The sequence below is a fragment of the Paenibacillus sp. PL91 genome, assembly GCF_012935325.2.
Taxonomy (GTDB): Bacteria; Bacillota; Bacilli; order Paenibacillales; family Paenibacillaceae; genus Pristimantibacillus.
Window position 1 is genome coordinate 100,498 of sequence record NZ_JABBYG020000008.1, and the last position, 24,945, is coordinate 125,442.

General features: G+C 49.3%; 26 protein-coding genes. 18 read left to right on the forward strand and 8 right to left on the reverse strand.

Features of this window, described 5'->3' with window-relative positions; all coding sequences use genetic code 11:
- Window positions 1-5: 5 nt before the first annotated feature.
- Together HI950_RS19140 and HI950_RS19145 are read right to left on the reverse strand one after the other, a co-directional pair.
- Window positions 6-287, reverse strand: coding sequence for an ArsR/SmtB family transcription factor (locus HI950_RS19140; protein WP_169090916.1), 282 nt, complete (start codon window positions 285-287; stop codon window positions 6-8).
- A gap of 208 nt (window positions 288-495) precedes the next feature.
- A complete protein-coding gene (locus tag HI950_RS19145) occupies window positions 496-1,470 on the reverse strand; it encodes a phosphotransferase (protein WP_169090918.1) in 975 nt (324 codons plus the stop codon).
- A 187-nt stretch (window positions 1,471-1,657) separates the two neighbouring features.
- Between HI950_RS19145 and HI950_RS19150 the strand changes: the two genes are divergently transcribed.
- Window positions 1,658-2,062, forward strand: coding sequence for a VOC family protein (locus HI950_RS19150; RefSeq protein WP_223285381.1), 405 nt, complete (start codon window positions 1,658-1,660; stop codon window positions 2,060-2,062).
- Window positions 2,063-2,123: 61 nt separating this feature from the next.
- Here the strand turns inward: HI950_RS19150 and HI950_RS19155 are convergent, their stop codons facing one another.
- Window positions 2,124-3,206: a branched-chain amino acid aminotransferase gene (locus tag HI950_RS19155; protein WP_169090920.1), complete on the reverse strand. Its 1,083-nt coding sequence runs from the start codon at window positions 3,204-3,206 to the stop codon at window positions 2,124-2,126.
- 118 nt (window positions 3,207-3,324) lie between these two features.
- Between HI950_RS19155 and HI950_RS19160 the strand changes: the two genes are divergently transcribed.
- Window positions 3,325-4,221, forward strand: coding sequence for a LysR family transcriptional regulator (locus HI950_RS19160; RefSeq protein ID WP_169090922.1), 897 nt, complete (start codon window positions 3,325-3,327; stop codon window positions 4,219-4,221).
- A 15-nt stretch (window positions 4,222-4,236) separates the two neighbouring features.
- Window positions 4,237-5,595 (forward strand): UTP--glucose-1-phosphate uridylyltransferase, encoded by a 1,359-nt coding sequence (locus HI950_RS19165; protein ID WP_169090923.1) that lies wholly within the window; start codon window positions 4,237-4,239, stop codon window positions 5,593-5,595.
- A gap of 7 nt (window positions 5,596-5,602) precedes the next feature.
- Here HI950_RS19165 and HI950_RS19170 read toward each other — a convergent pair whose 3' ends face one another.
- Window positions 5,603-5,812 (reverse strand): hypothetical protein, encoded by a 210-nt coding sequence (locus HI950_RS19170; protein ID WP_169090925.1) that lies wholly within the window; start codon window positions 5,810-5,812, stop codon window positions 5,603-5,605.
- Between the two features lie 109 nt (window positions 5,813-5,921).
- On the opposite strand from HI950_RS19170, the gene HI950_RS19175 reads away from it, so the two are divergent.
- The 5 genes from HI950_RS19175 (at window position 5,922) to rnhA (ending at window position 11,262) form a co-directional block, all read left to right on the forward strand.
- Window positions 5,922-7,016: a GerAB/ArcD/ProY family transporter gene (locus tag HI950_RS19175; RefSeq protein ID WP_169090927.1), complete on the forward strand. Its 1,095-nt coding sequence runs from the start codon at window positions 5,922-5,924 to the stop codon at window positions 7,014-7,016.
- Between the two features lie 5 nt (window positions 7,017-7,021).
- Window positions 7,022-8,461: a spore germination protein gene (locus HI950_RS19180; protein WP_169090929.1), complete on the forward strand. Its 1,440-nt coding sequence runs from the start codon at window positions 7,022-7,024 to the stop codon at window positions 8,459-8,461.
- Window positions 8,458-9,597, forward strand: coding sequence for a Ger(x)C family spore germination protein (locus tag HI950_RS19185; protein ID WP_169090931.1), 1,140 nt, complete (start codon window positions 8,458-8,460; stop codon window positions 9,595-9,597). Before HI950_RS19180 ends, HI950_RS19185 begins: the two co-directional genes overlap by 4 nt.
- A 204-nt stretch (window positions 9,598-9,801) precedes the next feature.
- Window positions 9,802-10,566: a methylenetetrahydrofolate reductase gene (locus HI950_RS19190; RefSeq protein ID WP_169090932.1), complete on the forward strand. Its 765-nt coding sequence runs from the start codon at window positions 9,802-9,804 to the stop codon at window positions 10,564-10,566.
- 39 nt (window positions 10,567-10,605) lie between these two features.
- Window positions 10,606-11,262 (forward strand): ribonuclease H, encoded by a 657-nt coding sequence (rnhA, locus tag HI950_RS19195; RefSeq protein ID WP_169090934.1) that lies wholly within the window; start codon window positions 10,606-10,608, stop codon window positions 11,260-11,262.
- A 20-nt stretch (window positions 11,263-11,282) separates the two neighbouring features.
- Here the strand turns inward: rnhA and HI950_RS19200 are convergent, their stop codons facing one another.
- Complete coding sequence (locus tag HI950_RS19200; RefSeq protein ID WP_317618407.1) at window positions 11,283-12,152, reverse strand: helix-turn-helix domain-containing protein; 870 nt, start codon at window positions 12,150-12,152, stop codon at window positions 11,283-11,285.
- Between the two features lie 137 nt (window positions 12,153-12,289).
- On the opposite strand from HI950_RS19200, the gene HI950_RS19205 reads away from it, so the two are divergent.
- The 6 genes from HI950_RS19205 to HI950_RS19230 all read left to right on the forward strand — a co-directional run bounded on the left by HI950_RS19205 (window position 12,290) and on the right by HI950_RS19230 (window position 17,887).
- Window positions 12,290-13,348, forward strand: a complete 1,059-nt coding sequence (locus tag HI950_RS19205; protein WP_169090939.1) for a Gfo/Idh/MocA family protein — start codon at window positions 12,290-12,292, stop codon at window positions 13,346-13,348.
- On the forward strand, window positions 13,345-14,202 hold the full coding sequence (locus HI950_RS19210; RefSeq protein ID WP_169090941.1) for a sugar phosphate isomerase/epimerase family protein: 858 nt from the start codon (window positions 13,345-13,347) through the stop codon (window positions 14,200-14,202). The genes HI950_RS19205 and HI950_RS19210 overlap by 4 nt, the downstream gene beginning before the upstream one ends.
- Before the next feature lie 19 nt (window positions 14,203-14,221).
- The gene (locus HI950_RS19215) at window positions 14,222-15,112 is read left to right on the forward strand and encodes a sugar phosphate isomerase/epimerase family protein (protein WP_169090943.1); all 891 of its coding nucleotides are present in this window, start codon (window positions 14,222-14,224) and stop codon (window positions 15,110-15,112) included.
- 326 nt (window positions 15,113-15,438) lie between these two features.
- Window positions 15,439-16,371, forward strand: coding sequence for a manganese-dependent inorganic pyrophosphatase (locus tag HI950_RS19220; protein WP_169090945.1), 933 nt, complete (start codon window positions 15,439-15,441; stop codon window positions 16,369-16,371).
- A 109-nt stretch (window positions 16,372-16,480) separates the two neighbouring features.
- Window positions 16,481-16,777: a DUF6509 family protein gene (locus HI950_RS19225; RefSeq protein ID WP_169090947.1), complete on the forward strand. Its 297-nt coding sequence runs from the start codon at window positions 16,481-16,483 to the stop codon at window positions 16,775-16,777.
- 141 nt (window positions 16,778-16,918) lie between these two features.
- Window positions 16,919-17,887: a phosphotransferase family protein gene (locus HI950_RS19230; RefSeq protein ID WP_169090949.1), complete on the forward strand. Its 969-nt coding sequence runs from the start codon at window positions 16,919-16,921 to the stop codon at window positions 17,885-17,887.
- On the opposite strand, the gene HI950_RS19235 is transcribed toward HI950_RS19230, so the two are convergent.
- Window positions 17,884-18,195 (reverse strand): hypothetical protein, encoded by a 312-nt coding sequence (locus HI950_RS19235; protein WP_169090951.1) that lies wholly within the window; start codon window positions 18,193-18,195, stop codon window positions 17,884-17,886. The two genes, HI950_RS19230 and HI950_RS19235, sit on opposite strands and share 4 nt — an antisense overlap.
- A 164-nt stretch (window positions 18,196-18,359) precedes the next feature.
- Between HI950_RS19235 and HI950_RS19240 the strand changes: the two genes are divergently transcribed.
- Genes HI950_RS19240 through pruA form a run of 3 tightly spaced genes read left to right on the forward strand, consistent with a single transcriptional unit; the run spans window position 18,360 to window position 22,069 of the window.
- Window positions 18,360-19,571, forward strand: a complete 1,212-nt coding sequence (locus HI950_RS19240; protein ID WP_169090953.1) for an ornithine--oxo-acid transaminase — start codon at window positions 18,360-18,362, stop codon at window positions 19,569-19,571.
- A 5-nt stretch (window positions 19,572-19,576) separates the two neighbouring features.
- A complete protein-coding gene (rocF, locus tag HI950_RS19245; RefSeq protein ID WP_169090955.1) occupies window positions 19,577-20,479 on the forward strand; it encodes an arginase in 903 nt (300 codons plus the stop codon).
- 42 nt (window positions 20,480-20,521) lie between these two features.
- Complete coding sequence (gene pruA, locus HI950_RS19250) at window positions 20,522-22,069, forward strand: L-glutamate gamma-semialdehyde dehydrogenase (RefSeq protein ID WP_169090957.1); 1,548 nt, start codon at window positions 20,522-20,524, stop codon at window positions 22,067-22,069.
- Between the two features lie 3 nt (window positions 22,070-22,072).
- Here pruA and HI950_RS19255 read toward each other — a convergent pair whose 3' ends face one another.
- Window positions 22,073-23,425, reverse strand: coding sequence for an aminotransferase-like domain-containing protein (locus HI950_RS19255; RefSeq protein ID WP_169090960.1), 1,353 nt, complete (start codon window positions 23,423-23,425; stop codon window positions 22,073-22,075).
- A 115-nt stretch (window positions 23,426-23,540) separates the two neighbouring features.
- On the opposite strand from HI950_RS19255, the gene HI950_RS19260 reads away from it, so the two are divergent.
- Window positions 23,541-24,512, forward strand: coding sequence for a DMT family transporter (locus tag HI950_RS19260; RefSeq protein ID WP_169090962.1), 972 nt, complete (start codon window positions 23,541-23,543; stop codon window positions 24,510-24,512).
- Window positions 24,513-24,611: 99 nt separating this feature from the next.
- Here the strand turns inward: HI950_RS19260 and HI950_RS19265 are convergent, their stop codons facing one another.
- Complete coding sequence (locus HI950_RS19265) at window positions 24,612-24,803, reverse strand: hypothetical protein (RefSeq protein ID WP_187768129.1); 192 nt, start codon at window positions 24,801-24,803, stop codon at window positions 24,612-24,614.
- Between the last annotated feature and the right edge of the window lie 142 nt (window positions 24,804-24,945).

The window sequence follows — 24,945 nt, forward strand, 5'->3', positions numbered from 1 at the left end:
AAAAATTACTCCAACAAATAAGGCGCGTACTTTTGCGCTAATTCGCGGTTCACACTGTAGTAGATATACGTTCCGTCCTTGCGGAGATCGAGCAATCCGCATTCCGTCAATTGCTTCAAGTGATGCGAGAGCGTTGAGCCGGCAACGGATTCAAGCTTAGTCCCAATATCGGAGCAACACAAATTTTTCTCCTCCGTCAGAAGCAGAGCTATTTTTAGTCTGGTTGGCTCACCGAGCGCTTTGTATACTTTAACAGCTTGACGTACGTCCGCATGTTCATCCACCATTGTGACTTCACCTTTTCCCAGTAGTTGTTATTTCTATATGCGTAGAAATAAGATAGCATACCATTATTACAATGTAAACAGGAAAAATGAGAAAGACGCTGATTTCTTTATTCAGCCTACACAATCACCCCGCCTAGTCTGAGTGGAAAAGGTGCCATTCAACGGCACCCTCACTCCACTCAGACGATGGACAAGACTCTATCGAAGACTATAGCTCATGCACGTCCACCCAAGCGGACAGAAACTTCAGCTTTCCGTCAAAGTAGCCGTCATCCTGCCAAGATCCCCAAACACTGCTGCGCCCCGTATGAAGCCCCATCAGCCAAAGCTGCCTGACGGCAACGAACACCGGAATGATGGCTACATCCTGCTCGCTTAAGGGGCGTTCTTCCAAATATGTCTCGAGGAAAGCATCCCAGCATTCATGCTTGAAGCTATCTTCTTTGCCATGGACGAGATCCCACAAATAAACGGATAGATCATAGGAGCGCCACCCCATTCCGCAGCAGTCAAAATCAAAATGAGTTAAGCCGCCGTCCGCCGAATGAAACACATTCCACCCATGCAGATCTCCGTGGCATACGCCCCAGTCGTACGTTCCGCTTGAGACGGCTTCGAGCTGTTTGCTCAAACGGCCAGCAATCTCTTCCACAAGCTTCATGTCATTTGGGCGATGCTGCAAAAAAGGGAGAAGCTGCTCAAGCGGCTCATCGAGCAGATGGCGGGCATCCAGCTCGAAACGCTTGTGCTTAGGTTCATAGCGGTCCATGGCATAATGAAGCTCAGCGATAGCGCGCCCATACACTCGGCTGGTTTCCAAATCGACCTTGCCCGTTCCGTCTGCATAACTGAATAAAGCAGCGTACCGTATCCCTTCGGGGGCGTCCAGCTCCGTCAGCCACTCGCCGTCACGCTTAGCAATCGGATAAGAAACCGGGAGATCGCAGCCCTTCAAGAAATCAAGCAGCTCCAGCTCAAAGCGTATATCCGATTCCGTTCGCCAGTTGTGCTTATATACCCGCAAAATAAATTTTCCGGAATCCGTATCGACTGCATACGTATCGTTTAATCCGTTGGAAACGAATCGGCTCTTAAGCGGCGTGCCCATATCATACAATAAGGCCATTTCAGAAAAAAGCTCATCCTTGTGAAAAACAGTATGCACCGCTTGGATCGACAACATATCTTAATCATCCTTCTATTCATATTCAAGTTATCTATGTCAATCCTAGCTGAATCCGGAGCAGAAAGAGATAGAAATAATGACTATAATTGTTTTTTACATCGCAGAAGCAACAGTCATAAAAAGGAAATTTAATGGCGTGCTCGAATATAGATAACAATTGAGATATGCACAAAGGAGTAGAAAAATGATGTCTGAGAAGCTTAGCTCGCTTACCGTGTTAATGGTTTCCGATTTGGCAAGGTCACAAAGCTTTTATCGCGAGGTGCTAGGATTTAATGTTACGGATTGGTGGGCAGAGCGCGGCGGCTTGCACGGCGTTGCGCTCAAGCTGTTTCAAGCGGCCGAGCCTGCAGACGTGAGGCCCAATCAGCGTCCCGCTGGCGGCGGCTATGCCGTCGATGTACAGGTTTATACGGAGACATGGGCACAACTAGATTCCCTGTATGAGGAATTTCGCAGTAAAGGCGCAATCGTTTCTGTGGAGCCGATCGTCTACGCAGACGGTGGACCGTGGAAGGAATTTGTAATCGAGGACCCGGATGGCTATCATTTTGCATTTGGCGGAACGGATGGCACACCGGGCGGATAATACGAAGAGCTGCACATAGAAAAAGAGGCTGTCGATTACAATCGACAGCCTCTTTCTATTGCTAGACGTTAACGGCAGTAGCTTCGACCATCCAGCCGAATGGATCAGCCAGCTTGCCCATTTGAATGCCGGTCAGCGTATCGTAGAGCTTCTTCGATAGCTCGCCTGTTTGCCCTTCGTTGATAACCAGAACGTCATCCTGCCAATTCAGTTCGCCGATTGGGGAGATAACGGCCGCGGTTCCCGTTCCGAATGCTTCTTCCAGCGCACCGCTTCGGCCAGCCTCATACAGCTCTTGAATCGTAATCTGACGCTCGACAACCTCGATATTCCAATGGCGGAGCATTTGAATAATCGAATTGCGCGTAATCCCGTCCAAAATGCTGCCAGTGAGCGCTGGGGTGTAAACGACGCCGTTCATTTTGAAGAAGACGTTCATGCTGCCGACTTCCTCGATATATTTGCGGTGTACGCCATCGAGCCATAGCACCTGGGAATAGCCTTTCAACGTAGCCAGCTCCTGCGCTTTCAAACCAGCAGCATAATTGCCTGCAGTCTTCGCCTCGCCTACGCCGCCCTTAACGGAACGGACGTATTCCGACTCCACGAAAATTTTAACCGGGTTCACGCCCTCGGTATAATAAGCGCCTACCGGCGACATGATGATGATAAATTTATAGTGCGTGGACGGCGCTACTCCAAGCTGCGCTTGTGTAGCGATAACGAACGGACGAATGTACAGCGACGTGCTTGGCGCATTCGGAATCCAGTCCTTATCAACGGTAATAAGCTGCTTCAAAGCTTCAATCGCGGTATCCACATCAAGCTCGGGAACACTGAGACGCTCGTTGGAGCGGTTCATTCGTTGTATGTTTTTTTGAGGTCTGAACAGCAGCACGCGGCCGTCGTCGGTTTTGTACGCTTTCAAGCCTTCAAAGATCGTTTGTCCATAATGAAATACTTTTGCTGCCGGGTCTAATACGATCGGTTGGTAAGGCAGAATGCGCGGCTTATGCCAGCCGCTGTCCGTCGAATAATCCATAATAAACATATGATCCGTAAAATGGTTGCCGAATCCGAGCTGATCCACAGCTGGTTGTTGTTTCTTGTTTTTGGTTAATTCGATATCCAATGATTGAAGCAATTACCCCATCTCCCTTATTGATCATTAATTGAATGCTAACACTTCATGCGATATATTTAAAATATCTATTTTATTGAATGTCCATACTTTAAAGGTATGGGTGAATGGAGTGATCGCAATGGACATGCGTCAACTGAAGTACTTCTTAACTATAGCACAAGAAGGACAGGTTACGCGCGCAGCTAAACTGTTAAATATGGAGCAGCCGCCCCTTAGCAGGCAATTGAAGCTAATGGAGGAGGAGCTGGGCGTTAAGCTCTTTGAGCGCAATGGCAAAGGGCTTATCCTCACGGACTCGGGAGAGCTGCTCAAGCAGAAGGCTGAATCGCTGCTGCTTCAATTCGATGAATCCCTCAGGGAAGTAAAGGGGATGGAGGAGGGCATTCGCGGCGTCCTGTCGATCGGATCGGTTGTATCCTGTATTTCCTTATTGCCAAAGCGGATTGAGCAGTTTAGAGACAGGTACCCCCAGGTTACGTTTAAAATATCGGAGGGAGACCACTTCTACTTAGGCGAGCAGCTGGAGAAGCGGGCCATCGATTTGGTTGTCGCCAGGCTGCCGTTTGAGGCGCAAAAGCATCCGCAGCAATATACGATTTTAACGCTGCCATCCGATCCGTTTGTTGCTGTCATTCCCAGCTCATGGACAGCCTATTCGAGCAAGGAATCGCTATGCATGAAGGAGCTCGCCCACTTTCCGTTTCTTACCTTGAAGACGGACAAGACGACGCGGATGCATGAGCAGGTCGTAAATGAATGCAAGAGGCACGGATTCGAGCCTAATATTATATGCGAATGCTCCAGCGTTGCGATTATTATGTCGCTAATTGCAGGTGGGATCGGCGCGACCGTGTTCCCGAAGTCGGTCATGTCTTCATTTCCAACTAATGTCGTCAAAATGCTCCGTATCGAGGACGCGGATTTCCAATCCGAAGTCGGTATCCTATGGCTGAAAGACCATTATTTGCCTAAGCGCGCACAGCTATTTATTGAGAGCTTTCGCTCGGAAATGTGAAGAAGGAGGAAGTAAATGGAAACCAGCATTCGACTGGCCGAAGCGAAGCTTCGCGCCTATAAGCAGGAGCATGTCCTAAAGATGCTTAAGGATTTGCCCAAACCGGCACAGCAGAAGCTTATTAAACAAATAGACCGAATCGATTTCGAGCGGCTGTTCAAAGCGCTGGACGAGCATAACCAGTCCAAGAAGCCTGATATAGCTAGCGTAACGCCGATCCCGTATGAGGATTGGGACTGCTATGAAGAGCAGGAGAAGCATGCTTTTACTGAGATCGGCTGGGAGCTTCTGCGAAAAGGAAAAATTGGTGCCATCGTCGTCGCGGGGGGCCAAGGCAGCAGATTAGGCCACGAGGGGCCTAAAGGCACGCTTGATATATGCCTGCCATCCGGCAAATCCTTATTTCAGCTTCAAGCAGAACGGCTGCTCAATCTATCTGGCAGTGCCGGCAGGCTCATCCCGTGGTATATCATGACAAGCCCAGACAATCATGATGCAACCGTATCCTTTTTTCAAAAGCATCAGTACTTCGGCTATTCGGCATTAGACTGCTTTTTCTTCCAGCAAAATACGCTGCCTGCGCTTGATCTTGAAGGCAAGCTGTTGTTAACGGCAGATGGCGCCATTAAGGAAGTGCCGAGCGGTCACGGGGAATGCTTCGCTTCCTTAAAGCGGTCCGGCGCAATCGCCGACATGAAGCAAAGGGGCTTAAGCTGGCTATTTTACTACAACGTAGATAATGCGCTTATTAAAGTGGCTGACCCTGCTTTTATCGGCGTAGCCGCCTCGCATAACCATCCCATTGCGACGAAGGTGATCGAGAAGTCGGATGCTGGCGAGAAGATCGGTATCGTCTGCTTAAATCACGGACGTCCGGCTGTTTTGGAATATAACGAAATTCCAGATCATATAAACGAAGCGAGAACGAACGATGGACGGCTGTTTTATAGCTTAGGCCATATTTCGATTCATTTATTTAAACTAGCTTTCATTGAAGAGTATGCAGATGCAGATGTTCCTTTGCATATAGCCTCCAAAAAGCTGGATTATTTAGGAAATAAGGTCATGCGTGATGTGCCGAATGCGTATAAGCTGGAACGGTTTATTTTTGATTTTTTTCCGTATGCGGATCAATTGACCGTGCTCAGAGCAAGCCGTGAAGACGAATTTGCTCCCGTAAAAAACAAGGCTGGAGACGATAGTCCGCATAGCGCGCGCCAACTCGTGCTCGCACAGCATATGCGATGGCTACATGCTGCGGGCATACGGCTGGACATGCTGAAGCAACGAGAAATAGAGATTTCACCTTTGCTTTCGTATAGCGGCGAAGGGCTGAATATAGAAGTGCTTAATAACCCTTCATCGAACATCTAGTTGAGCTTTACTGAGGCTGACCCTGCTTCATGCTAGGCTGAAGCCGATCTGCAATATACATACATAGAAGTATCGGGAATAACGTAATGGCATTCACAATTAAAAACCCCCATGTTTTGACCGCTATTAATTGATACCAATAGTAGTCTGACAAAAAAACGTATACGACAACCAGCCAAATACCCGAAATAATAGATGCGATTATATAAGCTTTCAAGTCGGAATATCACCTCCTGAGCTATTGTTCCTTGCCTGCTATTGGTTTATGCCATGCATAGATTGCCAATTGCTGCGCATAATGAATGGATCGGTAAAGGAGGTTCGTTATGGAACGCCGTATCACGATTAGCAATTTTCAAATGATGTCCTTAATCGTCATTTCTACGATCGGAACCTCAAGCCTGTACGCTCCCGCTACCTTTGCCCATTATGCGGAACGAAACTCCTGGTACTTAGTAGTGACGGGGGGAATAATGGGACTTTTAAATTTATTCATTTTCTTGAAATTAAATCAGCTTTACCCGAATAAAAATCTCATCTCTATCTGTACGCACCTGCTAGGCCCTTGGCTTGGAAAGGGTCTGGCATTTTTATTCATTTTCTTCTTCTTAGATTTATCGTCGTGGATTTTACGCGAATTTGCCCAGTTCTTTATTATTGCGTTAAATCCTGTCATTCCACAGTTCTGGTATTTGGCTGCTGGCGCCATCATGTGCGCATATGCGGTTTATCATGGCCTAGAAGTATTTGCACGCGTATCGGAAATCATATTGTTTGTTACGGTAACTACTTTTTTGGCTATCTATCTGTTGCTGATCAATCAATATCACCCTGAATATCTGCTTCCCGTATTAGAAGACGGTCTCATTCAGCCTTTGAAAGGGCTCATGCTCTCCATGTCTTGGTTTGGGGATTTGATGTTTATTTCGATGATGATTCAGCATGTTCGGAAGACGAAGCACACGACTGCATATGCAATGGGCGCAGTTGGCATAACCTTCTTGCTGCTGTTGATGTCTGTTCTCTCCTGTACGATGCTGTTTGGCGGTCAAACGACGGCCAGCTTTACCTATCCAAGCATAAGTCTCATTCAAAATATAAAGCTGTTCCGCAATATTGAACGCTTTGATGCCGCTCTCATAGTCGTTTGGGTGATGAGCTCATTTATCAAAATTACCGTATACTTTTGGTCTGCGCTTCACGGCCTTTCACATTTGCTGCGGCTCCGCCAGCCTAGGTGGTTCATTATTCCGATGGCTATCGGTTTTGTCATCATCTCCCGGTTCAAGGTATGGGGGCTAATCGAACTATCTGCTTTCTATGATGATCATGCTTGGTATTTTGTTTTATTCCAGTTGTTCATTCCAGCTGGGCTGCTGTTCATCGCATGGATTAAAGAGAATATGGCTAAAAGCAGGTGAATGCTATGGAGACGAGCAAAACAAAGCTCTCGGGCAATGTATCCGACAACAAGCGATTGCTTCAGGAATACATGCAATTTACGGATGATCTGGTTATGGTTCATTCTGACTTCGACCAAAGCAAATCCGTAACGGTGTGTTATCTATCTGGAATGACCGATACGAGAAAGCTTGATCTTATGCTTGTTCAATATAAAGAAGACAAAAATTTGCTGGCTGCTTTCCGTTTAGATGAAAAAGTAACGACGATCGAGGATGCAGCGGACTGCCTTGCGTCAGGCATGTCGGTGCTGCTTTTTGATACAGATGAATATGGAGTAGCCATCGACACGCTTGGCGTTCAGCTGCGAAGTGTAGATGAACCGGTCACCGAAGCGGTAGTGAAAGGAGCAAGAAGCGGATTTACGGAATCCTTATCCAACAATCTTGCCTTGGTCCGTTATCATTTTTCTGCGCCCAGCTTAAAGGTTGAATATCGCAAGGTAGGCCGCTTAAGCAAAACGAACATCATTATTCTCTCTGTAGGCGGAATTACGAATCCGGACATTTTGCAGGAGGTTCATCTCAGAATCAGTGAAATACCCGCTGATGTCATACTTGAGGGCAACTATATAGAGGAATGGATTACCGACGACCGCGGTTCATTATTTCCGTTAATTGAGTCGACGGAGAGGCCGGATCGGGTAATCGGCGCGCTGCTTGACGGAAGAATAGCGGTCCTTGTGCAAGGAACGCCTTTTGTACTGCTGCTGCCATTCGTTTTTTTACAAGGGTTTCAAGTGAGCGAGGACTACGCTTGGAATTACTATATCGGTTCTGTCATGCGCTTAATTCGTTTCTTTAGCGGAATGCTTGGGCTGCTGCTTCCAGCTTTTTATGTGGCTACGGTTACGTTTCATCATGAGCTGGTTCCGACGACCCTGCTTCAAAGCATAGCATCGGCGAAAGAGCCGGTTCCTTTCCCGGCCGTGATGGAAAGCTTCATGATGATGATTGCTTTCGAAATTATGCGCGAAGCGGGCATTCGCATGCCCAAGCAGGTCGGACAAGCCGTCAGCATTGTAGGGGCACTCATATTGGGACAAGCAGCCGTAGCAGCCGGAATCGTCTCGCCGATTATGGTTATCGTCGCAGCCTTAACGGGCATTTGCACGTTTACGCTGCCACCTACCGCGATTAACTACGTCATTCGCATGCTTCAGTTCGGAATGACGGTGCTTGCTTCCCTGCTTGGTTATGTCGGAATTATGGTAGGGATCATTATGCTATTGACGTATCTCGCTTCACTTCGCTCCTTTGGTGTTCCGTACCTAGGGCCAGCTGCGCCATTTCGTTTCGATGAGTTGACGGATGTTATTGTGCGCCGTCCCCACACGATGAACAATAAACGGCCCAGCCTGTTTCGGTCAATCCATAACAGGCGGTTCTCTGGTAAATCGCGATGAGTGCAACAAAATGGCTGGCTGCTGCGATGATTGGCGCTTGCTTCATCATGACCGGATGCAAAGGAAGCATGGAGCTGAATGAGCTCCATATTGTCCATACTGTTGCCATGGATAAGGGGAAGAATGGAAATATTAGATTAACAGCAGAGATCGCCAAGCTGACGACTGGCGGACAGCAGCCGAGAGGGATGCAGGAGAAAACGTTCTTTCTAACCTCTGAAGGCAGAAGCTTGTTCGAGGCAGCACGCCTCATGAGAGCGAAATCAGACCGCACGCTTCTTTGGGGGCATACATCGGCGATCATATTTAGTGCCGACCTCGCCAGGCAAGGCATAGATAAGCAGTTTGAGGATATGCGGCGGTTAAGGCAATTCCGCAATTCCACGTTGATATATGCAATAGAAGGCAAAGCCGACGAAGTGTTGAAAGTGTCTATGCCGAACGTTACTATTTCCTCACAGGCGCTAAGGGGGTTGTCCGAGGGAGGAGAAGCGACGGCTTTAACCCACCCGACGACGCTTCTTGACGTTTATCAGGGGTTGATTAACCGTTATAAAGACATCAACATACCGGCTATAGAGATTGCAAAGGATCAGGTCGACAAGAAGCTGAAGCTGCTTCAGACGAAGGGGCTTTTTGCTTTTAGAGGAGCACGCCTTGTCGGCTTTATGCATGCGCCGGAAACGAAGGGCTACCTTCGTGCTTCTGGCCTTTTGACCGGTTCGAGTGAAGCGATAGCTTGCGGGCCTAAGCAGGCGCTTGTCTTCGAGAACATTAACAGCCGCAGCGCAATTCAAGCGAAAGCCAATGCGCAGCTCAAACCGGAAATAACTATAAATGTCTATGCGGATTTGAATTTAACGGGTGTACAATGCGCGGATATGAAGGTTGATACTGAAGCAATAGTAGGCTGGGAGAAAGAGCTCAATCAAAATATCGCCAATGAAATCAATCGCTTCATCCAATTTTCCAAGAAAAATAAAGTTGATTTGCTTGGGGTAGGGGAAATGATACATCGCAAGCAGCCTAAATTTTGGATAAAAATGAAAGGGGATTGGGAAAATATTTATCCACAAGCTAAGTTTGTCATCGAAGTGCACACCAGAATCGACCATACGAATTTTACTATGGGATGACTATAGATACGGAGCTGAGGCTGGGAGTCCGAACAAGGGCTTCCGGCTTTCTATGTTTTATAAGTAATTATGATAGAGAACATCTATTAAATTGATTGGAAATTTGAATTTACATTCGATATGATGTATTACTATACATTAGCGTATGATGGAGATAAGTCTGGATTGGTGTCTATATAAATGAAATAGCAAGGAGACTATGCAGTGAGAATTTCGTTAGAGCTTGTCCCAAGAGATTCAGATGGGCTAAGAGCAGAGCTTCAATGCGTGAAGACCGAATTCCCGTCCATCAATACGATCAACATTCCCGATTTGACGAGATTTGAGCTTAGAAGCTGGGAAGCCGCAAGCCTTTCCAAAAGCTATTATCAGAATTGCATACCTCATATACGCTCTATGGATTTTGACGCAGGAGAACCCTTTTCGTTAATTGAATATTTAGATGTGCATCATCTATCAGAAATTCTTGTTGTTACGGGAGATGCGCCAAAAAATAACAGCCAGCCGGTTTATCCGACCACCTGCATCGATTTCATTACGAAGCTGAAGCGAGAGCATCCTCATTTAAAAATCTATTCTGCCATAGATCCCTATCGGAATAGCATCCGCAAGGAATATGAATATGTGCAGCAAAAGCTGAACGCCGGGGTCGATGGCTTCTTTACGCAGCCTTTCTTCGACCTTCGTTTTATGGAGCTGTACTCCGAGATGCTTGCGGGCTCGGACATTTTTTGGGGCGTTTCTCCCGTCGTAGCGGAGTCCTCCAAGCGGTATTGGGAAACTAGAAATGATGTCGTGTTCCCTAAGGATTTTGAGCCTACGCTGGAATGGAACGTTGAATTCTCGAAAAAAGCGCTAGCTTATACGAGGCAAATGGACAGCCATATTTATTTTATGCCGATCAAAGTGGATTTGAAGGCTTATTTTGAAGGCGTATTCGGTAAAGTGCTGACGAATAGCCTCAAATAGGCTCTTATTTCATTGATAACAAAGGTGGTAATTTGAAGCATGGCTAAGGGCAAATATTATGTCGTTTGGGTAGGTAAAAAAACGGGTGTGTTCGCAACTTGGCCCGAATGCCAAGCGCAGGTTAGCGGCGTGCAGGATGCGAAGTTTAAAGCTTTCGAGAGCAAGCCGCTCGCTGAAGCAGCTTTCAAGGACGGCTGGCGCAACCATTGGGGACAAGGGAAAAGCTCGGCAGCAGCCGCCAAGACAAGTACAAGCGTCAAGCAGCCGGTGCTGTTTGGCGAGGAAGCTTCAATCGATTATGACAGCATATCCGTTGACGTGGGCACTAGAGGCAATCCCGGACCTGTTGAATACAAGGGTGTAGACACGCAGACCGGAGAAATTTTGTTTTATGTCGGCCCGATCGCTAACGGAACGAATAACTTGGGCGAGTTTATTGCGATCGTCCATGCCCTTTCGTACTTGAAGGAGAAGGGGAGCGGGAAAACAGTTTACAGCGATTCGAAAACGGCGCTCAGCTGGCTTCGCAATAAGAAGGTAGCCTCGACTTTAAAGCGGGATGCTTCCACCGCAAAAATTTGGGAGCTGACGGACGAGGCGGTGAAGTGGCTTCAAACTCATACCTATTCCAATAAGGTATTGAAATGGAATACCGAGGAATGGGGCGAAATTAAAGCCGACTTCGGACGAAAATAAAACGGCAGGCAATAGCACAATTACTGGTTTCCTCGGAGCGATGACGGGGAAACTTTTTTGTGCTTCTTGAACGTCCGGCTAAAGTAGTAGATGTCGTTGAACCCTGTGGCGGCTGCAACCTCTGAAACGGTGAGCGGACTGTGGCGCAGCAAATAATCGGCTTTGCCGAGGCGGGTCATCGTGATGTATTCGGTCACCGTATGGCCGCTAAGCTCCTTGAACAATCGACTAAAATGGAAGCGGCTCAGGCTTGCCATATTCGCGAGCATATCGACAGACAGTTCATCCTTGTAGCGCTTCTCGATATGCTGGAAGACGGGCGCAAAGCGCTCGATATTTTTCATTCGCTCTGCATATTCGTCCTGGGTAAGCACGGTAGCGACATGGCCGCGAAGCAGCAGCGTCAGCAGACGGTACAGCTCCGACTTAATCGCAAGCTCATAACCGAACTCGCGCTGCTCAAGCTCATGGATGATCGCAAGCATGCAGGAGGATACCCTGCTGTTGTCGCCAACATGATTTTGCAGCAGCAGCCGGTTTTGCGTTATCGGCGTGATGAACTTGGTTTCGGCGGCATCTACCGATTGGCTATGCAGCAGTGAGATGTCCGCAATGAGCGCATAGTAGTACAAATTAGATGAAAGGCTGATGCCATAGTGCAGCTCATTGCTGTTGACGACGACAAGATCGCCAGCGGAGGCTGTAATCGTCGTAGATCCGCATTCGATCGAGGCTTGGCCGGTAACGATATATAGAAATTCAAGATGCTCGTGAAAGTGATGGGGGAAGATAACGACTCCTTGTTCATCAAAGGCGTTGCGGTGCAGCTTGATCGGAAAATGAGGATCAGGCATGTCCATAGGCTCGCGCAGCGTTTCGAATTTTTCCACATTCATTCACCTCCTGATCAGGATAGCACGATTGTACAAACAAACCGCACAGCTTTGCATGGCGTTAAGCGTTGAAACCATTATAATACGAAAGTGTAGACGTGCAAAACCTTACTATGACAAAGGAGAGATTAGCAATGAAACCGGTACAAATCGCTGTTATTGGAAACGGCTCTATCTCATCATCCCATTTAGATTCATATAAGAAAAACCCGAATGCGAACATTTACGCGGTATGCGATCTGAACGAGGAGCGCGCACGGGCAGCGGCGGAAAAATATGGCGCCGAGAAAATCTATACGGATTATCGAGAGCTGCTTGCCGATCCCGTAATTGAAGCAGTAAGCATCTGTACATGGAACAACACGCATGCTGAGATCAGCATCGCTGCCCTTAATGCGGGCAAGCACGTGCTTGTCGAGAAGCCGCTTTGCCGCACTGTTGAGGATGCGCTTCTTGTTCAAGAGGCTGTAAATAAATCGGGCAAGCTGCTGCAGGTTGGCTTCGTTCGCCGCTATGATACGAATGCGCAGCTGCTGCGCGCAATGGCGGACAGAGGCGAATTCGGCGAGATTTATTTTGCCAAAGCATCGACGCTTAGACGTCTCGGCAACCCGGGCGGATGGTTCTCCGACATCGAGCGCTCCGGCGGCGGGCCGCTGATCGATATCGGCGTTCATGTCATTGATCTGTGCTGGTACATGATGGGACGGCCAAAGCCGGTATCGGTTAGCGCCAACACGTACCACAAGCTGGGCAACCGCTCGAATGTGAAAAATTTAAGCTTTTATCAAGCGGCGGATTACGATGCTGCTAAAAATACAGTGGAAGATATGGCAAACGCACTCATCCGCTTCGAGAATGGTGCTTCGCTGCTCGTAGATGTCAGCTTTACGCTGCATGCAAAATCGAATGAAACGGCTGTGAAGCTCTACGGTGAAAAAGGCGGCTTTGAGATCGATCCGGAAACCGTCATTGTTACGGAGCAAAACGATACGATTTTGAATATTTATCCGCAGACGGACAATAAAGGCTTTGATTTTGTCGGTGCATTCCAAAATGAGATCAATCACTTTATCGATTGCGTTTCAAACGGAACACAGCCGATCAGCCCGGTTGAAGACGGCGTGGAAATGATGAAAATTTTGGTCGGCATTTATGAATCGGCTGCAAAAGGAGCGGAAGTTCGACTATGAAATTAGGGATTAGTACGTACAGCTTATACCAAGCGCTGAGAACAGGCGAAATGACGATACAGGATGTTATCATCTATATGGCATCCATTGGCGCTGAGCATGCGGAAATCGTGCCGCTCGGCTTTAATCTTACCGAAAACCCGGAGCTTATCGAAGCCATCAAGAAGCAAGCGAAGGAGAGCGGAATCGAGCTGTCCAATTATGCGGTAGGTGCCAACTTCTCCGGCTTGAACGAGGAGCAATTCGAGCAGGAGCTTGCTCGGCTGAAGCATGAGGTAGACATCGCGGCAGCGCTCGGCGTGAAGAAGATGCGTCATGATGTAGCTTCGTCGAAGGATCTATCGATCTCTAATTTTCTACTGGAGCTGCCGAAGCTGGCGAAGGCGTGCCAAATCATCGCTGACTATGCAGCGCCGCACGGCATAACGACAAGCGTTGAAAATCACGGCTATTACATTCAGCATAGCGATCGCGTGCAGGCGTTAGTTGATGTGGTAGACCGTCCGAACTTCAAAACGACGCTGGATGTAGGCAACTTTCTGTGCGTAGACGAGAATCCTGTTGCTGCGGTCAGCAATAATATTGGCCTCGCATCCATGGTGCATGTTAAAGATTTCTATTATCGCGCATCTACCGAAAATCTTGGCGAAGGCTGGTTTAAATCGACGAGCGGCAACTGGCTGCGCGGCGCAATCGTCGGGCATGGCGACATCCCGATGAAGCAAGTGCTGCGCACAGTGAAGGAAAGCGGTTATGATGATTATATTTCCATCGAGTTTGAAGGCTTGGAAGATTGCCGCCTTGGAACGAGACTCGGCTTTGAATTCGTAAAGCGTGTATGGAACGAACTATAACAAGAGGAGCGTGCCTGATATGACATTGCCTATTATAACGAACAAAATCGGCGTCATCGTGGATAGCTTTCAGGTTGGGGTGAAGGAAGGCTTGCTCAAAGCGAAGCAGGTCGGCGCAGATGGCGTTCAAATGTATGCCGTTCATGGCGAGCTTGACCCTGCTGGTCTTACTATTGCTGCGAGAAAAGAATGGAAGTCCTATATTGAAGGCCTTGGCCTCGATGTTTCCGCCTTGGTTGGCGATTTGGGCGGCCACGGCTTTCAGGATCCAGAGCAAAACCGTGCGAAGATCGATAAGTCCAAGCGAATTATGGAGCTGGGCTTGGAGCTTGGGACAAACATCATTACGACTCATATCGGCATCGTGCCGAGCGACAAAAACAGCCGAGTATACGAGACGATGCATACGGCCTGTGAAGAGCTGGCCCGTTTCGCAAACGATGTGAATGCATATTTTGCCATCGAGACAGGCCCAGAAACGTCCGCTCACCTGAAGTCCTTTCTGGACAGCCTCGGCACCAAAGGGGTAGCGGTCAACTTCGACCCAGCCAATATGGTAATGGTGACGGGGGATGATCCGGTTCTAGGCGTACATACGCTGAAGGATTATATCGTCCATACTCATGCGAAGGATGGCGTTAAGCTCGGCCATATCGATCCGCGCGACGTTTATGGCGATTATGGCTACGAGGTTACGCTCGACCATGAGAAAATTGCGATCATGGCCGAATCCGGCTCGGCATTCCGCGAGGTACCGCTTGGGGAAGGCGGCGTGGACTGGCCTGCATACCTGCGCGCGCTCCAAGAAATCGGCTATAACGGCTATTTGACAATCGAGCGTGAGGTTGGAACAAACCCAGAGGGTGATATTAGCAAAGCGGTACAGTTTTTGAAAGCTTTCAAAGGGTAAACCGTTCGGCGGTCAAATGAACAGTTGAGTTTTAAAAGCTCTCTAGGCATATGCTTAGAGGCTTTTTTTTGCCTCTCTGTACAAGCACCTTATCGTATAGCTAATTCATTATTCACAAATTTTATGATTTAATTCAGTGTAAAGGTATAGGAATAAAGAACACTTAAAGTTATAATGGTTTTAAGTGGACTGCCACCGCGAGCGAGCATAAGTTGCCTGCGAAGGCGACAGCCGTTGACGGTTGGTGTATAATCTTCAAAAAAGGTCTTGGGTCACCAGCGACTGCTTGGGCCCTGAAGGCAAATAACTTTTAAGGAGTACTCGAAATGACTAAAACGCTTATTTTCGGGCATAAAAACCCGGATACCGACACGATTACATCAGCTATTGCTTACGCTGAGCTGAAAACAAAGCTAGGTGCTGACGTTGAGGCAATTCGCCTTGGAGACGTTAACGGCGAAACGCAGTACGCGCTTGATTATTTCGGAATTGCAGCCCCTCGCCTTATCGAGAACGTTGCTGACGAGACGGACACAGTCATCTTGGTCGACCATAACGAGCGTCAACAAAGCGCTAACGATATCGATAGAGTACGCGTATTGGAAGTTATCGATCACCACCGTATCGCTAATTTCGAGACGAGCCACCCGCTATATTTCCGCGCTGAGCCTGTAGGCTGCACAGCGACGATTTTGAATAAATTGTACAAAGAGAACGGCGTTGAAATTCGCAAAGAAATTGCTGGCCTTATGCTGTCTGCCATCATTTCCGATTCCTTGCTGTTCAAATCGCCAACTTGCACAGAGCAAGACGTAGCAGCAGCTCGCGAGCTTGCCGCAATCGCTGGCGTTGACGCAGAAAGCTACGGTCTGGACATGCTTAAAGCTGGCGCGGATCTAAGCGACAAAACGATTGCGCAGCTCATCTCCCTTGACGCGAAGGAATTCGCAATGGGCAGCTACAAAGTAGAAATCGCACAAGTAAACGCGGTTGACACAAACGATGTTATTTCCCGCCAAGCAGAGCTGGAAGCGGCATTGAATGACATCATCGCAACTAAAGGCCTTGACCTGTTCGTGCTAGTCGTTACGGATATTTTGAACAACGATTCCGTTGCCCTTGCGCTAGGCGCTCAAGCGCATGCTGTTGAGAAAGCATACAACGTAACATTGTCCGACAACAAAGCGGTATTGAAGGGCGTTGTTTCCCGCAAATCGCAAATCGTTCCTGTTCTTACAGAAACGCTTAGCAACCTGTAGGAAAGTGGGCGGCTGCTGCCGTTCATCAACAAATAGCAGTCTGGAGCTTGTCCAACAAGTTTCAGGCTGCTTTTATTTTGCTATAATAGATAGAGAAGGAGCGGATGATATGTTTGCAGTTACCGAATACAGCGCTGAAATAATGAAGGACCCGTTTGGCATTTTGACAGGAAAGAGATATGAATTTATACTCGATCTAGACGTTGCCGACGATGATGAGCTTTACCACGAGGAAGGTGTAACGCTTCGCGTCATTTATGTGATCGAAGAGGAATCAGCCCGAATCGCGAAGTATGAGTTTTTGACGACTTCCTCCAATAAGTATATCGATTTTGAGCTTGAAGAGGACGAAGAGAAGATGGTGCTGGCGTTCTGTCAGGAGCATTTTGAAAAGGCTGCGGAATAAAGAAGCATTCACGTTCAGCAGCTGAATTTTCATACATAACCTTGTACGCCAATTGTGCAAATAGAGCTGTCCATCAGCTCTATTTTGCGCAGTTGTTTTTGCTGCAATAACTGCTAAATCCGTTGAAGGGGATGTTGGGCCATGGAAAGCGGGACAAAGAGGAAGCTGACAGAAAGTGAAATGACAGCGATTACATTGAATGCGTTTGGGCAAGCGGCGACAGTTGTTAAGGAGCTTACGGACGGCTGGGCTAATGCTGCTTATCAAGTGACGCTGGCGAATGGACAATTGGTCATTGTAAAGGCAGCTCCCTTATCGGATACGAAGATGATGAGATATGAGCAGGGGCTGATGCAGGCAGAGGTAGAGGTGCTGCGATTAGTGAAGCTGGTCGGGGCTATGCCGGTACCGGCTGTATACGCGCATGATAACTCAAAAACGCTCGTAGACTGCGAGTATTTCATTATGGAGATGCTGGAGGGCGAGCCTTACAATAAGGTGAAAGATCTGCTGACCGAGGAGCAGCGCAATCAAATTGATTACCAGCTTGGCGTCTATAACCGTCAATTAAATGAAATTCGGGGTGAACGCTTTGGCTTATATGCTGCTAGCGACGTTTCGGCATCCTCCTCCTGGAGAGAGACCTTTCATCGTCTGCTGCTAGGCGTGCTGGCTGATGGAGAGCAAGAGGGCGTTTTGCTTCCGGCGGATTATGATTCAATAAGGAACGAGGTTTCGGCCCGGTTAGACGTTCTCGATGAAGTAACGGAGCCAAAGCTCATTCATTGGGATTTATGGGATGGCAATGTGTTCGTAAAGGACGGAGCCGTTTCGGGCATCATCGATTTCGAGCGTGCGCTTTGGGGCGATCCGCTGATGGAGCATTATTTTAGCCACTTTAACAAAACGGCAGCTTTTCTCGAGGGCTATGGCAACAAGGCGCTTACACCGGCAGAGCAGGGCCGGAGAGCACTCTATGATTTGTATTTGGATCTTATTCTTTGCATAGAGTGCCCCTTCCGCCAGTATGAGGATCGCAATCACCTGCAGTGGGCGCGAGATAATTTGGAGCAAGGCTGGCGTCGTTTTATCGGTAATGGCTCTTCTTAGCTCAAGCTAGCTATGATGAATAGTACGGCAAATGCAAGCACCCAAATGAGCGGTACCATTGCGACGGTTACCGCTGTTTTCATTTTGCCAAAGCGATACAGAATCCAGCTCACGATAATGGACAAAATGAGCGCTACCGGATAAAGCCAATTGATGATAAACAGCACCACAGGCCAAAACAAATTTGCGGAGCCCGGCGAGTCGAAGATCATGACGGACATTAACGCTACGAAAAACCAAACGATTGTAAATAGTCCGAACAAAATTTGACTAATCAACAAAGTGAAAAATACTTTTTTATTCCTCATTCTACAAATCCCCCCGACTAATAGTAAAGCAACAAGCCTTATCCGCACAAGAGAAATTGTTACTTTGTACCTAACATCCATTCCCTTTGTTATTTGTCACCCCTTAACCGCATAAAATTTAAAAACAGCTATTTTTTGCGTATGCATGCAGAAAGGAGCAGGTGATGAACAGGGTGAGCAAAGACATCGAGCTGGCTGAGCATTTCGGCGCCCATAATTATCATCCCCTGCCGATAGTGATTAGCAGCGGAGAAGGCGTATGGGTGCAGGATTCGGAAGGTGCGCGTTACATGGATATGCTGAGCGCTTATTCGGCTTTGAATCAAGGGCATCGTCATCCTCGCATTATTGAAGCGTTAAAGGAGCAAGCGGATAAGGTCACGATTACGTCACGCGCATTTCACAACGAGGTGCTGGGCTCGTTCTGCGAGAAGCTTGCAGCCTATACCGGCAAAGAGCGGATTCTACCCATGAATACGGGGGCTGAGGCGGTCGAGACGGCGATAAAGGCTGTGCGGCGCTGGGCTTACAGCGTCAAGCATATTCCGGCTGAGCAAGCGGAAATTATCGTTTTTGAAGGCAATTTTCACGGAAGGACGCTGACGGTTACCTCCTTCTCCTCGACAGAGAGCTATCGGCACGGCTTTGGCCCGTTCACGCCAGGTTTTCGTGTTATTCCATATGGAGATCTGGAGGCGTTAAAGGCCGCGATTCACCCAAATACCGCCGCGGTGCTGATCGAGCCGATTCAAGGCGAAGCGGGCATACGCATTCCGCCGAAGGGCTTTCTTGCCGCTGCGGCTAAGCTGTGCAAGGAGCATCAGCTGCTGCTCGTCGCAGACGAAATTCAAACGGGCTTCGGCCGTACAGGACGCAAGTTCGCTTGCGACTGGGAGGATGTCGTTCCCGATATCTACATCATGGGCAAAGCGCTTGGCGGGGGCGTTATGCCGGTGTCGGCCATTGCCGCGAGCAGCAGCATAATGGACGTATTTGAGCCGGGGTCACACGGTTCTACGTTTGGCGGCAATCCGCTCAGCTGCGCCGTTGCAATCGCTGCGCTTGATGTTACCGAGGATGAATTGCTGGCCGATCGCTCGCTAGTGCTCGGGCAGTATTTCTTATTGAAGCTCGCCGCCCTGCAGCATCCGGATATAAAAGAGGTCAGGGGCCGCGGCTTATTTATTGCCATCGAGCTCAATACGCCTGCTAGAGCATATTGCGAGCGGCTAATGGAGCAAGGGCTGCTGTGCAAGGAAACGCATGACTATGTGATTCGGCTTGCGCCGCCGCTCATTATAACGGAGGACGAGATCGACTGGGCGTTTGAGAGCATTCAAGCTGTCTTCGCGAATAGCAACTTGGCAGGAGAGTGACGGCTATGGGCATTCAACAGGTAGCCATTGTTTCGGTACCTTTCGGAAAAGGAGCCGGCACGCCAGGCGCTGAGCTCGGTCCGGCGCATATTTTGCATGCTGCAGGGCTAAGCCGCAAGCTGACGGAGCTGGGTATTCCCTATCGCATGGCAGGAGAGGTCAGCGTCACGGCGCAGCTTCCGCCGTCTCAGTCAGCGAATGCCAAGCATTTGTCGGAGGTGCATGAGACCTGCAGCCAGCTATCGGAGCGCGTAGCTGAAATTGTGGCGGAAGGAGCGTTCCCGTTAGTGCTGGGCGGCGATCATAGCATATCGATCGGGACGATTGCGGGCCTTGCCGAGCATTATGAGGATCTTGGCGTCATTTGGTTCGATGCCCATTCGGATCTGAACACAGAGGATACGAGTCCGTCGGGCAATATTCACGGGATGTCGCTTGGCATCAGCCTCGGTCGAGGGATTCCGCTGTTGACGGGTTTAAGAGGCATTTCGCCCAAAATAAAGCCAGAGCATGTCGCGATCGTCGGGGCGAGATCGCTCGACTCCGGGGAGAAGGCGTACATTCGCTCTTTAGGCATCACTTGCTATACGATGCATGATATCGATCGTCTCGGCATTGCGCGCGTGATGGAGAAGGTGATTCAGCAGCTCAAGCAGACGACCGATGGCGTCCATGTCAGCTTTGACATCGACAGCCTTGATCCGCTTGAGGCGCCGGGGACGGGGACGCCTGTCCGCGGCGGGTTAAGCTACCGTGAGGCGCATCTTGCGCTGGAACTGCTGTACCAATCGAATCTCGTTACATCGGCAGAAGTCGTGGAAGTCAATCCAAGCCTCGACCACCATGACCAGACGGCTAAGCTGGCCGTAGAGCTTATAGGCTCGCTGCTGGGCGAGCAAATATTGTAAGTATAACGATCGTCAATTTGAATGGGTAGGAGGGATACGCCTATGCGGGAACCATTTCAGAACGAGCCATTTACCGATTTCTCGGTATCCGATCATATTAACGATTTTCAGGAAGCGCTGCGTAAAGTGGAGTCGGAGCTTGGCCTGGAGTATACGCTGAAGATTGGTCCGGACCGCATCGAAACGATACAAAAGCGCAAGTCGATCAACCCCTCCGATGTGAAGCAGCTAATCGGAATCGTATCGCAGGCGGACACCGGGCTTGCACATAAGGCAATACTTGCCGCAGCAGCGGCCTTCGAGGATTGGAAGAAGGTGCCGCCGCCCGCTAGGGCGAGGGTGCTTTATAAGGCTGCGGCGCTTCTGCGGCGGCGCAAGCATGAGTTTTCAGCTTGGCTCGTATACGAAGCGGGCAAAAGCTGGGGCGAAGCAGACGGAGATACGGCGGAGGCCATCGATTTTCTCGAGTATTACGGGCGGGAAATGGAGCGGCTGGCGGAGCGGCAGCCGATTGTTGCGGTAGCCGGCGAGGATAATGAGCTGACGTATATCCCGCTTGGGGTCGGCATTATTATTCCGCCATGGAATTTTCCGCTCGCGATCATGGCTGGCATGACGATGGCCGCCGTCGTAGCCGGCAATACGGTCGTACTCAAGCCAGCTAGCGCGACGGCAGTCATTGCCGCCAAATTCGTCGAGCTGCTGGAGGACGCAGGCTTGCCTGACGGCGTTGTGAATTTTTTGCCAGGGGCGGGCAGCGAGGTTGGCGATTTTCTGGTGGAGCATCCGTTAACCCGCTTTATTTGCTTTACAGGCTCCCGCGAGGTTGGCTTGCGCATTAATGAGAAAGCCTCGCTTAGCCAGCAGGATCAGAAATGGATTAAGCGCGTAGTGGCAGAGATGGGCGGCAAGGATACGATCATCGTCGATGAGGATGCGGATCTTGACCTGGCAGCCGAAGCGATTACCGCATCCTCGTTCGGCTATGCGGGGCAAAAGTGTTCCGCTTGCTCGCGAGCCGTCGTGCATGAGCTCGTCTATGACGAGGTTATCGAAAAGGTTGTTGAGCGGACGAAGCGGCTAAAGCTTGGAAAGGCAAACGAACAAATCACCTATGTAGGCCCGGTTATCGATGAGCGGGCGTATCTTAGCATTTTAAAATATATCGAGGTTGGGCGCAGCGAAGGAACCATCGTGCATGGCGGGAGAATTGGCGACAGCAGCGGCTATTTCATTGAGCCTACGATCATTAAAGATGTCGCTCCGTATGCACGCATCGCGCAGGAGGAAATATTCGGCCCCGTGCTCGCGTTTATCAAGGCCGCCAACTTCGACGCGGCGCTCGATATCGCGAACAACACCGAATATGGGTTAACGGGCGCGGTCATCTCGCGGAACCGCAGCAGATTGGAGCAGGCCCGCGAGCAGTTCCACGTAGGAAATCTTTACTTCAACCGCAAGTGTACGGGTGCTTTGGTCGGCGTCCATCCCTTCGGCGGCTTTAATATGTCTGGCACGGATTCGAAAGCCGGAGGGCGCGATTACTTGCTGCTCTTTACGCAGGCGAAGGTCGTATCGGAAAGATTCTGATCGTTATTTGCGGGCGGATTGGGCAAGTAAGGCGCCAATCCGTTCTATTCCTCGTTCAATATCGTCCTCATTTACGCTGGTCGCGTTTAGCTTCACGATATTTTCCCTCTCGAAATGGGCCAAATAATCCCGATCCAAACCGCCCAGAAGGATCGATTCCTTCTTTAGTTTTGCGATCATCAGCGGAGCGGAAATCGTTTTATCCAGCAAAATATGAGTATGAACGATCGGATTCCTCGAGCGCTCATAAGTGAAGGCGCCGCCGCTGCGAGCAGCCTCCTTCGCAAGCGCGGCATCAAGCAGCTTCGCCCTAGCCGCGTATCTGCTGCGGATTTTGGCGCGGTGACGATCGAACATGCCGCTGCGCAAATAGATTTCAAGAGCGGCTTGCGACAGCATGGAGCTGTCGATGTCGTTTTGCTTCTTGTACAGCCGAAACGTTTCAGCGAGCAGATCAGGCATAACCGCTATGCCGATGCGCAGGCCGGGAAATATAATTTTGGAATAGCTCTTCAAGTAAATGACATGCGACGAATCGTCATGGGCAAATATCGGATCGGCCTTGCTGTCCTGCTCGAAATCGGCGAGGTAATCATCCTCAACGATATATACATCGTATTTGGCGGCCAACTTCGCAAGCCGCTTCTTTTCTTTGTTCGTATAGGAGCAGCCCAGCGGATTGTGGAAACGCGGCATCGTATAAAAAAACTTAATGTCCTCCGTACGGAAAATTTTCTCCAGCCTGTCAAAATCTATGCCCGCAAAGCGACGCTCGATACCGATGACCGGCACGCGGCGCGTCTCCAAATATTCAATAAACAGATGATAGCCAGGCTGCTCGATCAACACCTTCTGCTTGCCATTTGGAAAGGGCATAGCCGCAAGCAGCGACAGCGCCTGCTGAACGCCGGACACCACAAATACGTTCCGCTCTTCGGTGAACACCTGATAGCTCATGAATTGCTTGCGTACGATATCGATCAAGGATGCCATCCCTTTGGCAGTGCCATACACGAACAAGTCCTTCTGGTAGGTGTCGATCGCTTTATTGATGCAGTGCTGAAAATCCAAATAGGGAAACACATTTGGATCAGGAGCGGCAGCCGCAAAATTCAACATTGGTGACGCTTCGCTTGGAGCGGAATCGGTCCCTTTGACAACGTAGTAGCCGCTCTTTGGCATCGCGTATAGGAGATGGCGCTTCTCAAGCTCGCCCAAAGCTTTGATAATGGAGCTTTTGCTGCAGCCGTATTGCTCCGAAAGCGATCGGATCGAAGGAAGCTTCTGTCCATCCTTATAGGGCTGCTTCAGAATCAGATCCTCCAGCTCGTTCATGAGCTTCAAATACATGTACATTGGACATGCTCCTTGCTGCGATCTGTAACGGTACAGAATGCGGTTTTCCTTATTGTAGCATGCATGGCTGGGAGATACGATATACGTAACAAGAGCAGTTACTAGGAGGTACGTCATGACAGCCGCACAATTAGATTCCAAAACGAAGCGCTTCGCCTATTCAGCTATCGTTATTTATTCCACCATCATAGGGCTCTCTTTTCTTTTCGGAAAATTAGCTTTAACGGTTGCAACGCCGCTGGATAGTCTCGCTCACCGCTTTACCGTCTCCCTTATCGCCGCGGCCATTCCTGTTCTATTCGGATGGGTGAAGCTTCAGATTAAACCGCGAGATATGCTTGCCATTCTTCCGCTGGCCGTCTTATATCCGTCGATGTTCTTTGCTTTTCAAGCCTTTGGCCTGCAATTCACGAGCTCCGCGGAGGCAGGCATTATCCACGCGACAGTGCCGATCTTCACGATGGCTGCGGCAGCCTATTTCCTGAAGGAGCGGACGACGAGGCTGCAGCAGCTTTCGACGCTTCTCTCCGTAGCGGGCGTCATTTTCATATTTGTCATGAAAGGAACGACCATTGATCTTGGTAATATGAAAGGTACGCTGCTCATTCTTTTGTCAGCCCTCGCTTTAGCCGGCTATAGCGTGCTTGCAAGGAAGCTTACTTCGCGGATGAAGGTAAGTACCATGACCTACGTGATGACGGTGATCGGCTTCCTTGTCTTCAACCTGATGGCGGTTGGCCAGCATTTGGCCGAGGGGACGCTTTTACTTTATTTTGAGCCGTTCGCAAGCCCTGTGTTCCTAGTGTCGATTTTATATTTGGGGGTGCTATCCTCGCTCATTTCCAGCTTGCTCAGCAATTATGCCTTATCGAAGCTAGAGGCATCGAAGGTGAGCGTATTTAACCATCTAGCTACATTGGTTTCGATTGTTGGGGGCTTTGTCTTCTTAAATGAACAGCTTGCGTATTACCACCTTATTGGCGCGGCTGTTATCATTGCGGGAGTGTTGGGCACGAATGCGGGGGCATGGGGAAGGAGGAAAGCGGCGCATCCTCCCAAGGCGCTTGATCCAACGATGAAACGCTAACTAAGAACGGATAGGAAATAGCTTATCTGAAAATCTGTCGGAGCCACCGCAGCGCTGGCCGCACCATTTCGCTGCTCGCCCACCGCAGCGGTGGATAGATCACATTACGCCAGAGCCAGCGCAGCGGGTAATATACGGCATATCGCCACAGAAGGCTAAGCATGCCGAGCAGCCATTTGGTGGCGATTCCGCAATAGCGGAGAGATTAAGTGCCTCCATAGAAACCGGCTGCGTGGCAGCAGTATTCGTTGCCCGAACCATTTTAGCGGATAATAGATCAAATAACGCCATATCGGCAACCTTTTTCTAACATTTGGACGGTATGACACGTATTGTATACGCTCGTTATCGAAGAGATGTTTCAAGCGCGATGATGGGTTCTTTAAGAGGGGCAGGTTAGACTTCTTTTTAGAAATAACAGGAATTTCTCCAG

Coding starts and splice junctions, on each gene's coding strand:
- HI950_RS19260 (WP_169090962.1), top strand. CDS start 23,541: ATGACAGCCGCACAATTAGATTCCAAAACGAAGCGCTTCGCCTATTCA.
- HI950_RS19255 (WP_169090960.1), bottom strand. CDS start 23,425: ATGTACATGTATTTGAAGCTCATGAACGAGCTGGAGGATCTGATTCTG.
- pruA (WP_169090957.1), top strand. CDS start 20,522: ATGCGGGAACCATTTCAGAACGAGCCATTTACCGATTTCTCGGTATCC.
- HI950_RS19225 (WP_169090947.1), top strand. CDS start 16,481: ATGTTTGCAGTTACCGAATACAGCGCTGAAATAATGAAGGACCCGTTT.
- HI950_RS19205 (WP_169090939.1), top strand. CDS start 12,290: ATGAAACCGGTACAAATCGCTGTTATTGGAAACGGCTCTATCTCATCA.
- HI950_RS19165 (WP_169090923.1), top strand. CDS start 4,237: ATGGAAACCAGCATTCGACTGGCCGAAGCGAAGCTTCGCGCCTATAAG.
- HI950_RS19220 (WP_169090945.1), top strand. CDS start 15,439: ATGACTAAAACGCTTATTTTCGGGCATAAAAACCCGGATACCGACACG.
- HI950_RS19240 (WP_169090953.1), top strand. CDS start 18,360: ATGAACAGGGTGAGCAAAGACATCGAGCTGGCTGAGCATTTCGGCGCC.
- HI950_RS19180 (WP_169090929.1), top strand. CDS start 7,022: ATGGAGACGAGCAAAACAAAGCTCTCGGGCAATGTATCCGACAACAAG.
- rocF (WP_169090955.1), top strand. CDS start 19,577: ATGGGCATTCAACAGGTAGCCATTGTTTCGGTACCTTTCGGAAAAGGA.
- HI950_RS19215 (WP_169090943.1), top strand. CDS start 14,222: ATGACATTGCCTATTATAACGAACAAAATCGGCGTCATCGTGGATAGC.
- HI950_RS19145 (WP_169090918.1), bottom strand. CDS start 1,470: ATGTTGTCGATCCAAGCGGTGCATACTGTTTTTCACAAGGATGAGCTT.
- HI950_RS19150 (WP_223285381.1), top strand. CDS start 1,658: ATGATGTCTGAGAAGCTTAGCTCGCTTACCGTGTTAATGGTTTCCGAT.
- HI950_RS19185 (WP_169090931.1), top strand. CDS start 8,458: ATGAGTGCAACAAAATGGCTGGCTGCTGCGATGATTGGCGCTTGCTTC.
- HI950_RS19230 (WP_169090949.1), top strand. CDS start 16,919: ATGGAAAGCGGGACAAAGAGGAAGCTGACAGAAAGTGAAATGACAGCG.
- HI950_RS19265 (WP_187768129.1), bottom strand. CDS start 24,803: ATGGCGTTATTTGATCTATTATCCGCTAAAATGGTTCGGGCAACGAAT.
- HI950_RS19160 (WP_169090922.1), top strand. CDS start 3,325: ATGGACATGCGTCAACTGAAGTACTTCTTAACTATAGCACAAGAAGGA.
- HI950_RS19235 (WP_169090951.1), bottom strand. CDS start 18,195: ATGAGGAATAAAAAAGTATTTTTCACTTTGTTGATTAGTCAAATTTTG.
- HI950_RS19210 (WP_169090941.1), top strand. CDS start 13,345: ATGAAATTAGGGATTAGTACGTACAGCTTATACCAAGCGCTGAGAACA.
- HI950_RS19140 (WP_169090916.1), bottom strand. CDS start 287: ATGGTGGATGAACATGCGGACGTACGTCAAGCTGTTAAAGTATACAAA.
- rnhA (WP_169090934.1), top strand. CDS start 10,606: ATGGCTAAGGGCAAATATTATGTCGTTTGGGTAGGTAAAAAAACGGGT.
- HI950_RS19175 (WP_169090927.1), top strand. CDS start 5,922: ATGGAACGCCGTATCACGATTAGCAATTTTCAAATGATGTCCTTAATC.